Origin of the sequence: Mesorhizobium sp. M2A.F.Ca.ET.037.01.1.1, from assembly GCF_003998075.1 — a bacterium.
GTDB lineage: Bacteria > Pseudomonadota > Alphaproteobacteria > Rhizobiales > Rhizobiaceae > Mesorhizobium.
Genome location: NZ_RZSA01000064.1, coordinates 1 through 12,413, shown reverse-complemented (window position 1 = coordinate 12,413; position 12,413 = coordinate 1). Strand labels below are relative to the sequence as shown.

Below are 12,413 nucleotides of genomic sequence, written 5' to 3'. Positions count from 1 at the left end.
GCCCTGGCGATCGCATTGTCGATGCGATGCTGTCTCCGAGCGGGAAAACCACCGCCGACCTGTACAGGCTCCTGGACGAAACGATCGCCAAGTTCGCCCTGATTTCGTTCACCGGGACTTGCGAGGCTCTGCCGTTATGGGCCTACTACGCCAACAACTTCGCAGGCATGTGCCTTGAATTTGATACCAGGCGTTTGTTCGTGAGTGACTTTCAGGGAGAGAAATTGCGGGAAGTCACGTATGCGCGTCATGCAGCTCCTTCTCTAAGTCTTAATGATTTCGGACCGGGCCGTCTCGATGAGGCAATCATATCGCGCATCAGCCGAAAGCGCATCGAGTGGGCGCACGAGAAGGAATGGCGGTTCGTAACCGGCACCGTTGGCTCCAAACACTATCTCGATGATGCTCTACGCAGGGTATATCTTGGCCCGCGAATTGATCCAGTCCACGCCACGCGGGTCTGCGACGTACTGAAACGTCGCCCCGTCGAGGTGCTGCAAGGAAAAGTCAGGGGCTTCGAGCTGGAATTTCATAAGTTGCAAGGCCCTGCACCTTTGGTCGATTGCGAACGGGTCGGGGCGGGGCGGTTCTCACCTGCCGATGACCTGTACGCGGAGCCCGAGTTGCGCGGTTTCTTCGGCGCTTCATACGACAAGTTGCTCGAGGAGTGCAGAACAACAGCGCTCCGCCCAAACATGGAGCAACTCGCCGGCATCGACATATCAGGCGTCAAGCGAGACGTGGTCTATTTCCATACGACGTTCAAGCTGAGGAATGGCCGCGAGGTTTACGAGAAACGCTACTTCAACAAGCAGATGGAGTTGATCGAGGGTGATGCGGCCTGAATGGCTACCGGCCTGGTTCCGGGGGCATCAGGATCAGGTCTTGCCGCAGGGCCGTGCGCTTCGAGAAATTGGATCTCCTGGGGCGCGTCGGCCCACGAACGTCCCACCGTGAGGACTCCAAATGCGGGGTTGCCGCTGCCCCGCCGATTGAAGCAGCAACCTCGCCGTGCGATCCGTGATGCATCGAATGATGTTTCGCTGTCCCGAGGAATCCGCCCCATGGCCGAAGTGGCCTCAACCGACCTATCCTCTGACCTCGCACGAGAGATCGGAAGAATTGTGAGTTCCTTCTCGATTGGCCTCGTCCGACCGAGTGGATCGTTGAACTGGCCGGATGCGCAGCTTCTGGGCTCAGGAACGCTCGTGCAGATCGGAAACACAAGGGCCATACTGACAGCACATCACGTCGTGGACGCGCTCCCCAGGTCAGGAGAATTGGGTCTTGTCATTTCGCCAAAGGTGGGTGCGCACACATTGGAGGTTGAAACCCTTGAATATCTGAACATTGCTCGCGGGACCGATGACGAGCACGGTCCTGATCTAGGGGCTGTCATTCTCCAGCCAGTCCTCGATTCAAGTCTTACGGCCAAGAAATCGTTCGTGAATTTGGACAAGCATCGAGAGCGGATGACGAGCGGGCCACCGGACCTGAAGGAAGGTCTTTGGTGCCTTTGTGGACTTCAGGACGCTCTTACGAAGGAATTTCCACCCGAGTTCGGCTTCAAGAAGCTAAAGCGGTTTGCCGGATTTTGCCCGATCGGTTGGGTTGACGCGGATCCGCGCATCGGAAGCTTCGATTATCTCACCTTTCCGGTTCCACATGGAGCTAATTCGCCGATGCCCAACAATATCGGAGGGACAAGCGGCGGAGGCCTCTGGCAAGTGCTCCTTCGGCAGAAGCCCAATGGTGTCGAGGTGAGCGAGTGCCTGCTATCCGGCTTGGCTTTCTTCCAAGGCCCGATCGAGAATGAGTGGTCTCGCGTTCGATGCCACGGCCGTGAAAGCATATATAATCTCGCCTACCAAGTTATTCAGGCTGCCGCAGAGATGTAGTGCCTTGCCCCTACCTGCGAGGTATAGCTCAAACATGCCAACTTTCAGCTATTTCGGCTATGGATCGAACATGCTGACCGCGCGCCTTCAGGCGCGGTGCAAGAGTGCGACGCCCGTGTGCGTCGCCTTCGCCGAGGGCTATCGCCTATCCTTTTCAAAACCCAGCTTCGATGGATCGGGGAAAGGCCACCTCGTCCGCGCGCGGAAAAGGATCAGGCAGCCGGGTGTACTGTTCGAAATCGACGTGAAAGACCGAGGCGAACTCGATGACGCAGAAGGCATCGGAAAGGGGTACGACCGCCACGATGAATTTCCCGTGCGGCGGCACGACACCAAGGAGATCGTGAATTCGACGGTTTATCTCGCGACGAGTCCTGATCCTACCTGCATTCCGTATGACTGGTACCTCGCTCTAATCGTGGCCGGTGCGAGGGAACATAGGTTCGACCGACGGCGCATGCGACAATTGCTGGCGTTCAACTCAAAGCCACATCTCACTTCTCCATGGGGTGGAAAACAGGCGGCCTTGGCCCTGCTTGAGGTTGCAGAAGTCGGTGACGATCTCGCTGCGTTTTTTGCGGACCAGGCTGAACTCTCGCGTCCCCTCCGATCTATTGGCACTCCCTAGAGCGGTCGCAAACGCGCTGCAGTAGCGGCGTCGCTTTGATCGCCGAGGCCGCAGTCGCTTCGTTCCTCTCGCCGGACGCGGACGAACGTCGTGAGGCGGCGATTGCCGATCGCCGCTTGGCGCAAGGGGAACGCTAGGCGTCGCCGTCGAAACGCTTGCCGTGTTCGTCCGCTTCTGGCTCGCCACCACGCCGTCCTTGCCCGAACCTGCGGCCCAGGCTGCCCGCGCCAAGGCAGCAGAACGATATGGAAGCCTTCATCGCCGCTGGGGCGGCGCCTGGCGAGGGGGCCGCAGCTGCGCCAGGAGATATCGGAGGATGTGGGGCCCACGAAACAGCATCAGCCCTCCTACAGGTCCCCAGCCGGCGGGCGGGGCTGGTCGGTCGGCTCTGAGCCAATTTACACATTCGACTTGCCGGACGAGGTAGCCCCTATGAGCGCCGTCCATCCCACTTCTTTACGCGCCAAAGCCGCCATGCCAGAAGGCGCGTCGCCCCCATTCTCGCCATTGCCTCCCATTTAGAAACGGTTTGTGAGAGTAAATCTAAAAAAAATCGTTACCTATCAAGAAACATTTTTATCGACATGGCCGCGATCCCGCGCTATATCGCCGATGTCGCTTTAGGCGAATCTATCCTTGGCCCACCAGGAGGTTTTGATGGCCAACCACACGATCAATGTGACTGTGACGTACCCGGCGTCCGGCAAGCCGTTCCATGACAAGGAGGCGGCCCCGACCGAAACGCTGGCTTCTCTGAAGGCGCGCGTGCTCACCTTCTTCGGCCTCAAGGAGGGTGAGGATGGCGGCAATCAGGTCACGTATGTGTTTTTCAAGAACAAGGACCGCCTCGAAGACTTGGCAGTGACGCTTCAGGCGATCGCCGGCGAAGCCCATGGCCTGTCGCTGAAGCTCAGCCAGCATGTCGAGCAGGGCTGATGAACCAGCTCTCGGAGCTCAACCTGGATGACGATTTCAAGGAAGCCATCGCCGCCGATGACGCTACGCGGTGGCACCTTGATCGCAAGGCGGGCCTCGAAGTCTGGGTCACGCTGGCGCCTGCCGGGCATGAGGAGGAGTCCTTCACCGCGCGCCTGCTGTGGCAGGTCTATCCGGGAGACCTGCCGCCGAGCGTCCTCTTCGTGGATCCGGCTACCGGCCGCCTGGGAGTGGCGGGCGCCTGGCCGACAGGTTCCGGCTTTCGGCCGCCCAACGATATCTGTGCCACATGGACGCTTGAGGGCTACCTGACACATCCGGAGTGGAAAACGGATCCGACCAAGCGGTTGGTTATACGCGGCAATGCCCTGCTGCTCATCGTGCGAACGCTTCAACACGAACTCGATATTAATTTCGCAGGAAGGTGTCGGCCATGACTGGAAGTCCTCTGGTATGGCTGTTGCCGGCGGCTGCGCTGCGAGCCTCCTTGGCCGAAATGGCGCCGGATGGCGCGCGCGGATGCGAGGGTGTTGCACTGTGGCTCGGTCGCCGGCTTGCCGGCGTGGTCACCGTCACCCACGTGATCGGTCTTCGCGGTCCCGGCGTCATCAGGCGCCCCGACTTTCTGTCGATTTCACCGGAGCTGCTCGACGACGTCACCGATATCGCAATCGCGAAGGATGCCTATCTGGTGGGCCAAGTTCATTCGCATCCGGGGTCATGGGTCGACTTGTCGGATCTCGACAAACGCTCGGGAATTCGAGCGCCTGGTTATCTTTCCGTCGTTGCGCCGCACTTTGCGAGCGATCCCGCCACGCCGCCAGGCCGATGCGGTTTTCACGTTTTCAATGGCGCGCGGTGGCGCAGGCTCGCTTGGTGGGAGCGGCCATGGCGCGTCGTGATCACAGCGGGCGAGGTGCCGCTTATCCTGGTTGGAGAAAGCAGATGAACGACGACCTTCGCTTCAGCCGTCTGTGCGCCACCGCGTCGGAACTGGCCGACGCCTCCTTCGAGCCGCAACGGTTCCTGCAACAGTCGGTGCTGCTGACCGGAACGGCCGATGCGTTCGCTACCGAAAACGGCTGCGAGATGGCGCGCTGCGCGCTGCTTTTGTTGATGCGCATGACGAAGTCACTGGTCGTGGCGCTACCGGCCGGCCTGGAAGCGCTCGAACGAGAGCTCGGCGATTGTGCGCGCCAGCATGCGTGGGACGAGGTCCCGAAGTTTGTCCGGCTGCCGGTTGATCCGGCGCCCTATGCCGCGGTCCTTTCCATCGGCGGCGACCCGCGGCCAGACTGGCCCTGGACCGTGATCACCTCGAACGGATGGACCCTGCGAGTGACCTCGACGGCCAGGCCGGTGGATCAAGCTTGCGGGGTGGCGAATCCAGTGGCTGCCTTGGCGGCCGCGTCGCTTGGTGTCGGCGAGGTGTTCAAGAGGCTCTTGAAGCTGCGAGACGACAAGGGGCAGTTCCTGGACGCCTGTGTCTTCTCGCTCTGGTCCTACGCGCAAGATGACGAGGCCGGACCGGTCCTACCGCAGGTGATGGATGTCGACCTGCTCGTCGCAGGAGCCGGTGCCATTGGCAATGGCGTGGCGCACCTGCTGTCGCGACTGCCGCTGCGGGGCCGTTGCCTGATCCTGGATCGGCAGAAGTACGGCCCGGAAAACTGGGGAACCTGCCTGCGTCTGACCAGGACGGCCTCGAAGGTCGAGAAGGCAACCTTCTTGTCCGGGCTGTTCACCGGTGAGCTTCAGGCAACGCCTTTCCAGGGGCAGGTAGAGGATTTGGGAAGAGTCTCTTCATGGCGTGCGCCGCCGGTTGTCCTGAGTGGCTTCGACAACGTCGATGCCCGCCACGCCGTGCAGGATCTGTGGCCCGACTTGGTCATCGATGGCGCGATTGGCAAGCGGCTCGAATGTCAGGTAAGCGCACACCCGTGGTCGTCGTCGATCGCCTGTTTGCGATGCATCTTCAAGGCTGCGGCCGGCGAGCGCGCCGAGGTTGTCCAGGAGCGGATGACAGGGTTGACATCCGCAAGCCTCGCCGACTTGACGCGGTCGTTGACCGAGGCGGATATTGCGGACGCAGCGCCAGAGCGGCGCGAGTGGCTCAGCGCTCGGGTGGGCAAGCCAATCTGCTCCGTGCTGGAAGAAGCGGCCGCGCTTTCGTCGGCTGCGCTTGAGGAAAGCTTTCGTCCTTCCGTGCCGTTTGTCGCTACGTTCAGCGCCTGCATGATCGTCACCGAGTTCGTGCGCTATTTGACGACCGGCAAGGTCGGTGTCGAGCCGCGGTTCTTCTTCAGCCTCCTCTGGGGTCCGCATCGTGGCGAGCATTATCCGGAAGACCGCCATCGCGACTGCCTGTGCGTGACACGCGCGGTCAACATCGAGCGAGTTCGAGCCACTCGCCTGTGATCTGAAGGCCTTCAGGGTTGCCACGCGGCTGAAACGAGTGTTTCCTGACGCGTAACGATTCGGCGCGAGTTGGGCAGTGCACGGTGGAGATCAGCTTCTGCGACGATCAGCTCTGTGCGGTCTTCAACAGTTATCGCCTGCTTCGCAAGGTCTATGGGCAAGAGCTCGCTCATTCGATCGCCCTTCGCATGGGGGTGCTCTCGGCCGCGCCGAGCTTGGTCGCGGTGCCGCGCAAGCCGCCAATCCGACTGAGGGACGAAAAAGGGACCTATACGGTGAATCTCGCCAAATCTCGCCGACTGCGTTTTCAATCGCTTCAGAACGCAGATGGCACTGCGGTTGATATCGAACAGATCACCGCCATTCAAATACTCGGATTAGACCAGTGAGGTCCGCTCGATCACACGGAGCAGCCAATGCCTGAACGTCAGACTTACCAACCTGACTATGCCTTGCCGCCTGGGGCGCTTATTCAAGACTATCTGACAACGCTTGACATCTCGGGAAGGGAGCTCGCCCGGCGCTGTGGCCGTTCGCCTAAATTGATCGCCGAGATCATCGCGGGAAAAGCCCCGATTGAGCCTGATACCGCCTTGCAACTCGAAAGGGTCCTAGAGACGTCCGCCTCCATTTGGCTAGGTATGGAGGCCCTTTATCGGCTTCATCTTGCACGATCAAAAGAGGAATCGTCCCTGGCCGAGCATGTTGAATGGGCTCGGTCTTTCCCGATCGGCGAACTCGAAAGACGCGGCCTCATAAAGTCGAGAGCCGACGCGGCCGCCCAAGTGCGCGAGGTCTTGACGTTTTTCGGTTGTGGTAGCGTCGAGGCGTGCCAAGAGCGTTTCAAGGAGCTTGCCGCAGGAGCCTTCCGTCATTCGCCGTCTTTTGAGAGCAACCAGGCAGCACTTCTGGCTTGGCTGCGTATCGGGGACTTGCGCGCGGAGGAGGCGGATTGCAAGGAATACGACCGCACCCGATTCCTTGCGGCATTGAAGGAGATACGGACGCTCACTCTCAAGCCGATCGAGGATTTCCTTCCTGAAGTTCAAGAACTCTGCGCGAATGCCGGGGTGGTGTTCTTGCTGGAAAAGGCATTGCCCAAGGTCGCGCTAAGCGGCGTATCCAAGTGGTTGTCTCCCCGTCGAGCTTTGATACAGCAGACGGCGCGTCATTTGGTGAACGATCATTTCTGGTTCACCTTCTTTCATGAATGCGCCCACCTTATCCTCCACAGCCGCAAGTCGATCTTCCTTGAAGGCAACGGATTGTCCAATGTGGCGGAGGAGCTTGAGGCTGAGGCCAATGACTGGGCGTCCGATTTCCTCATACCATCGGAAGCACTTACCCGCTTCATCACCCGCTTCACTTACGAGGAAGATGAGGTTGAGACATTCGCGGCCAAGCAGGGGATCGCGCCTGGCATCGTCGTCGGCCAGCTACAGCACCGAAAAGTGCTTCGCTATTCCCAAATGAATGGACTGAAGCAGCGATACGTCTGGAACGACTAGCACCGAAATCGCGGCCGGCGCTGTCGCATCGGCTTGCGTCGGCGAGCACAATGGCGCGCCTGGGCTATCGCAGACCATGTGGAATGGGCGAGCTGCAGCGGAAACCTCACGGCAATGAGGCGATTACCGTCTTCGTATGATGCTCAAAAAATCCGCGCATCGCGGCTATTCCCACACCGGCGCTGTCAGACGGGCTGCAGGCGCCGTCCTTGACCTCAGTCAAAAAGTCTCGCCTGCACGCAAGCCAGTTGGTCCGGTACGTGGCGCCAGCGGCTGGCGTTGAAATGCGCGGCCGCCAGCATGCGGCTCGTCGGCCGCTCAGAGGATGATCGTTTTCCCGTTGTGCTTCGAAAGTCGCATAAAGGGCAGATTGGAACTGCCGGACGGATGACCATTCACGGCATTACATAGCGAGTGATCGCATCCAATCGTACGTGAGCCGCATTCGCGATTGGGACTGACCGGGCGATGCTAAGTTGCATTGTCCAGCGAGCCAAGCCAATGACACCCACGAAGCTCCTGATCGGGCAGATCGCCATTGTGTTCGTGATTGTCGTAGTTGGTGTATGGGCGGCAACGCAATGGTGCGCTCACATGCTCGGCTATCAGCCGCAACTCGGCGCGCCGTGGTTCGTCGTGGCGGGATGGCGGCTCTACAAACCCTGGAAACTGTTCGAATGGTGGTTCCATTTCGACGCCTATGCACCCGAGATCTTTGACCAAGCAGGCGCACTTGCCGGCGCTAGCGGGTTCTTGGGCTGTGCAGCTGCGGTCGCCGGTTCGCTGTGGCGCGCACGGCAGCGCGGACTGGTCACCACTTATGGCTCTTCACGATGGGCCATGACGCAGGAGATCGGGAAGGCAGGGCTATTTCGGCCAACCGGTGTTTTCCTCGGCAAGCTGAAGGATCGCTATCTTCGTCACGATGGGCCGGAGCATGTGATGGCGTTTGCCCCGACCCGTTCGGGTAAAGGCGTCGGGCTCGTGGTTCCAACGCTCCTTTCCTGGGCGGGCTCGGCCGTCATTCACGACATCAAGGGTGAGAATTGGCAACTGACCGCCGGCTGGCGCTCGAAGTTTTCTTACTGCCTTTTGTTCAATCCAACCGATCCAGGATCCGCGCGCTACAACCCGCTGCTTGAGGTGCGGAAAGGCTCGAACGAGGTCCGTGACGTCCAGAACATCGCCGATATCTTGGTCGATCCGGAAGGTGCGCTCGAGCGACGCAATCATTGGGAGAAGACCAGCCACTCACTCTTGGTCGGCGCCATCCTGCACGTGCTCTACGCCGAAGAGGAAAAGACGCTTGCCCGTGTCGCCACCTTCCTGTCGGACCCGCAACGCTCATTTGCCGCGACACTACAGCGGATGATGACCACCAACCATCTCGGTGCGGGGGACAAACCTCAGGTCCATCCCGTTGTGGCCTCGGCCGCTCGTGAGGTGCTGAACAAGTCAGAGAACGAGCGTTCAGGCGTGCTTTCAACCGCCATGTCTTTTCTCGGCCTGTATCGCGATCCTACGGTGGCCACGGCAACGTCGTCTTGCGACTGGCGCATTGCCGACCTCATGGATGCCGAACGACCGATGTCGCTCTATCTCGTCGTTCCTCCATCGGACATTTCGCGTACCAAGCCACTGGTGCGGTTGGTACTCAACCAAATCGGTCGTCGGTTGACCGAGCGCCTGGAGGGAGATCCTAAGAAGAGCAAGAAGCACCAGCTGCTCATGATGCTGGACGAATTCCCAGCGCTCGGCCGCCTCGACTTCTTCGAAACCGCACTCGCCTTTATGGCCGGCTATGGCATTCGCGCCTATCTGATCGCGCAATCCTTGAACCAGATTTCCAAGGCTTATGGCGAGAACAATGCCATTCTCGACAATTGCCATGTGCGAATTGCCTTTTCCTCCAACGATGAACGAACGGCCAAGCGCATCTCGGATGCGCTCGGCACCGCGACGGAACTCAGATCCATGCGCAACTATGCCGGCCATCGGCTGGCGCCCTGGCTGTCACACGTCATGGTCAGCCGGCAGGAGACGGCCCGCCCGCTGATGACGCCAGGCGAAGTCATGCAACTGCCGCCGTCTGATGAACTGGTCCTGGTTTCCGGGTTGGCGCCGATCCGCGCCAAGAAGCTGCGGTACTACGAGGACCAAAATTTTACCGAACGGGTGCTGCCTGCGCCGGCATTGCGCGAGGGTTCCTACGCTGACAGTCCTGCATCACGTCCGGACGATTGGAGTGGGCAGGTGCGCAGCGTTGACCGTCGTCTGGCCACCGACGTCGAAAACGCCGGCGGGGCCGCTGAAGACGAGGGCGGTGTTCAGCAGCAGCGCCATCCGGGATTGCCCGAAGAAGACATTGCCACCTCTGAGGAGCCTGACCAGGACGATCTGTTCAAGCCCGCCGACGATGATAGCGAGGCGCTCGCCGACAAGCGTGTCATGGATCGGATTTCCACCGCGGCGCGTGCCTATGGCATCAATGAGGGCAGGGATGACGACAAGGAGATCGTGCCCGGCTTCTGAACGCCCGCCCAAAGCCAAAGCGTATCTCAGCGTAGATAACGACCATAAGCGATTTTGGGCGTCTGCCCGATGCTTGTTCCCGTCGCCGGCGCAACGCCGGCCCGTCGAGAACAAGCTGCATGAAGCCCCAACGCATTCGTCATCAGTTTCTGCTCGAACCCGAGTTGAGCGAGAAGCTGAACAATCTCAGCCGCGATCCATCGACCACCAAATCCGCGGTGGTGGCGAAGGCGATCGAGGCCTTCATTGAGCGGCGTGGCGAGAACGAGCTCGACCGCCGCTATGGCGGTAGGCTTGACCGTCTTTCCCGCGACCTCGCTCACGTCAGGCGCGATACCGAGATGATCCTTGAGAGCCTGGCGCTCTTCATCCGCTTTTCGATCACGCTGCATGCACACACGCCGGTCCCCGATCGGGCAACGCAAGCCATCGCCCAAGACCGTTTCGACAAATTCGTCGAGCAAGTCGGCCGCCAGATCGCGTCCGGCAAACACTCGCTTAGCAAGGAGAGTGGCATGGGAGGGGAAGGATGAGTTCTCATCCGGAAACCGACCACCGCCGCCGCGCCATGCTGCGCACTGCCCTAGGTCCGGCGATCACCGAGGCGCTCGCCGACCCGTTGGTCATCGAGGTGATGGTCAATCCCGACGGCTCGCTCCGGCTCGACCGACTGGGAGACGGTCGCGTCGAAACCGACGTGCATATGCACCCCTCCGAGGCCGAACGCATCATCCGCCTGGTTGCCTCCCACGTGCGCGCGGAGGCGCATGCCGACAATCCGATTGTCAGTGCTGAACTGCCCTCAGGCGAGCGCTTCGAGGGACTACTGCCGCCTGTCGTGCTGGCGCCCTGCTTTGCCATCCGTAAGCCAGCGGCAAAGCTCTACACGCTGGCCAACTATGTCGCCGACCGCATCATGCAGCCGCTGCAGGCCGATGCGCTCAGGAAGGCGGTGCGCGAGCGGCGCAACATTCTGGTCGCCGGCGGCACCTCGTCGGGCAAGACCACGCTTGCCAATGCGCTGCTGGCTGAAGTCGCCGAATGCGACGAGCGGGTGATCCTGATTGAGGACACGCGCGAACTGCAATGCGCGGCGAAGGACTGCGTAGCCTTGAGGACGAGACGGGGCTCGGTCACACTTGCCGATCTCGTACGGTCGACGCTGCGGCTCCGGCCCGACCGGATCATTGTCGGTGAGGTAAGGGGCGCTGAAGCGCTCGACATGCTCAAGGCATGGAACACCGGGCACCCCGGCGGCATCGCCACCGTTCACGCCAACTCGGCACGCTCTGCCCTCTATCGCATCGAGCAACTCGCCCAAGAAGCTGTCGTCACCGTTCCGCGTCGGCTCATCGCCGAAGCGATAGATCTGGTCGTCTTCATCGCCGGGCGCGGCACTTCGCGCCGCATCGACGCGATCGCCGAGGTCACCGGCCTCGATGGCAGCGGCGACTACGCCGTCGCCCCGCTCACACTTCCGCAACTCCAGCAGCTTTGAAAGGTCACTCCATGCGCAAGAAGCTTCGCTTTCTGTCGTCCACCGCGCTCGCGTTTCTTGTCACGGCCCCCGCTTACGCCGCCGGCTCCGGCATGCCATGGGAGCAGCCGCTGCAGCAGATCCTGGAGTCGGTGCAGGGACCTGTCGCCAAGATCGTCGCTGTGATCATCATCATCACCACCGGCCTGACGCTCGCCTTCGGCGACACGGCAGGGGGTTTCCGCAGGTTGATCCAGATCGTCTTCGGCCTGTCGATCGCCTTTGCTGCATCGAGCTTCTTCCTCTCCTTCTTCTCCTTCGGCGGTGGGGCGCTCGTCTGATGGCAACCGGAGAGCAGCATATCGAAGGCTTCGAGGTGCCGGTTCACCGGGCATTGACGGAGCCGATCCTGCTGGGCGGCGCGCCGCGAGCGGTGGCGATCCTCAACGGCACAGTCGCCGCGGCGATAGGCCTTGGCCTTCAGCAGTGGATTGCCGGGCTGGCACTCTGGCTTGCTGGTCACACGCTTGCAGTCTTCGCTGCCCGCCGCGATCCGGACTTCGCCAGCGTCGTTGTTCGCCACCTTCGGCTGAGGGGGTGGCTGGCATGCTGAATGTTTCAGAATATCGTAGCAGGGCCGACCGGCTTGCCGACCATCTGCCCTGGGCCGCACTCGTCGGCCCGGGTATCGTGCTCAACAAGGACGGCAGTTTTCAGCGGACGCTGCGGTTCCGTGGCCCCGATCTCGAAAGCGCGACGGAAGCCGAACTCATCGGCATCTGTGCGCGAGCCAACAATGCGCTCAGACGTCTAGGCTCCGGCTGGGCATTGTTCTTCGAGGCCGAACGCATCGAAGCCTTGGGCTATCCCGCCTCGCGCTTTCCCGACGCGGCCTCATGGCTGGTCGACGAAGAACGTCGCGCAGCCTTCGAGGGCAAAGTCGCACATTTCGAGAGCTGCTATCACCTGACCTTGCTCTTCATGCCGCCGCCGGACAGCCAGGCGAGGGCGGAAAG

Annotated in this window: 14 protein-coding genes and 2 pseudogenes; all 16 read left to right on the top strand. The window is 60.9% G+C overall.

The window, feature by feature from the left end:
* Positions 1-845: DUF2971 domain-containing protein (locus EOA27_RS05715; protein WP_145970267.1), on the top strand; the 845-nt coding region annotated here is incomplete at its 5' end.
* 219 nt (positions 846-1,064) lie between these two features.
* The gene (locus EOA27_RS05710; RefSeq protein ID WP_127255716.1) at positions 1,065-1,898 is read left to right on the top strand and encodes a hypothetical protein; all 834 of its coding nucleotides are present in this window, start codon (positions 1,065-1,067) and stop codon (positions 1,896-1,898) included.
* Complete coding sequence (locus EOA27_RS05705; protein WP_348639854.1) at positions 1,813-2,526, top strand: gamma-glutamylcyclotransferase family protein; 714 nt, start codon at positions 1,813-1,815, stop codon at positions 2,524-2,526. Before EOA27_RS05710 ends, EOA27_RS05705 begins: the two co-directional genes overlap by 86 nt.
* 32 nt (positions 2,527-2,558) lie before the next feature.
* Positions 2,559-2,847: pseudogene (locus tag EOA27_RS41965) on the top strand (CopG family transcriptional regulator); the annotation flags it as partial.
* Between the two features lie 336 nt (positions 2,848-3,183).
* A complete protein-coding gene (locus EOA27_RS05695; RefSeq protein ID WP_127255714.1) occupies positions 3,184-3,462 on the top strand; it encodes a hypothetical protein in 279 nt (92 codons plus the stop codon).
* Positions 3,462-3,899 carry a hypothetical protein gene (locus EOA27_RS05690; RefSeq protein ID WP_127255712.1) on the top strand — a complete coding sequence of 146 codons (438 nt, stop codon included), beginning with the start codon at positions 3,462-3,464 and terminating at the stop codon, positions 3,897-3,899. Before EOA27_RS05695 ends, EOA27_RS05690 begins: the two co-directional genes overlap by 1 nt.
* Positions 3,896-4,411, top strand: coding sequence for a hypothetical protein (locus EOA27_RS40510; protein WP_189561967.1), 516 nt, complete (start codon positions 3,896-3,898; stop codon positions 4,409-4,411). Before EOA27_RS05690 ends, EOA27_RS40510 begins: the two co-directional genes overlap by 4 nt.
* Positions 4,408-5,880, top strand: a complete 1,473-nt coding sequence (locus tag EOA27_RS05685; protein ID WP_189561966.1) for a ThiF family adenylyltransferase — start codon at positions 4,408-4,410, stop codon at positions 5,878-5,880. The genes EOA27_RS40510 and EOA27_RS05685 overlap by 4 nt, the downstream gene beginning before the upstream one ends.
* Before the next feature lie 83 nt (positions 5,881-5,963).
* Positions 5,964-6,269, top strand: coding sequence for a hypothetical protein (locus EOA27_RS05680; RefSeq protein WP_127255708.1), 306 nt, complete (start codon positions 5,964-5,966; stop codon positions 6,267-6,269).
* Between the two features lie 27 nt (positions 6,270-6,296).
* On the top strand, positions 6,297-7,388 hold the full coding sequence (locus EOA27_RS05675; RefSeq protein ID WP_127255706.1) for a HigA family addiction module antitoxin: 1,092 nt from the start codon (positions 6,297-6,299) through the stop codon (positions 7,386-7,388).
* 501 nt (positions 7,389-7,889) lie between these two features.
* Positions 7,890-9,920 (top strand): conjugal transfer protein TraG, encoded by a 2,031-nt coding sequence (locus EOA27_RS05665; protein ID WP_127255704.1) that lies wholly within the window; start codon positions 7,890-7,892, stop codon positions 9,918-9,920.
* Positions 9,921-10,039: 119 nt separating this feature from the next.
* Positions 10,040-10,453: a CopG family transcriptional regulator gene (locus tag EOA27_RS05660; protein WP_127255702.1), complete on the top strand. Its 414-nt coding sequence runs from the start codon at positions 10,040-10,042 to the stop codon at positions 10,451-10,453.
* Positions 10,450-11,418 carry a P-type conjugative transfer ATPase TrbB gene (gene trbB / locus EOA27_RS05655; RefSeq protein WP_127255700.1) on the top strand — a complete coding sequence of 323 codons (969 nt, stop codon included), beginning with the start codon at positions 10,450-10,452 and terminating at the stop codon, positions 11,416-11,418. Before EOA27_RS05660 ends, trbB begins: the two co-directional genes overlap by 4 nt.
* Before the next feature lie 11 nt (positions 11,419-11,429).
* Positions 11,430-11,738 carry a TrbC/VirB2 family protein gene (locus EOA27_RS05650; RefSeq protein WP_127255698.1) on the top strand — a complete coding sequence of 103 codons (309 nt, stop codon included), beginning with the start codon at positions 11,430-11,432 and terminating at the stop codon, positions 11,736-11,738.
* Positions 11,738-12,010, top strand: a complete 273-nt coding sequence (locus tag EOA27_RS05645; RefSeq protein WP_127255696.1) for a VirB3 family type IV secretion system protein — start codon at positions 11,738-11,740, stop codon at positions 12,008-12,010. The genes EOA27_RS05650 and EOA27_RS05645 overlap by 1 nt, the downstream gene beginning before the upstream one ends.
* A pseudogene (locus EOA27_RS05640) lies at positions 12,004-12,413 on the top strand (conjugal transfer protein TrbE); the annotation flags it as partial. The gene EOA27_RS05645 and the pseudogene EOA27_RS05640, both read left to right, overlap by 7 nt.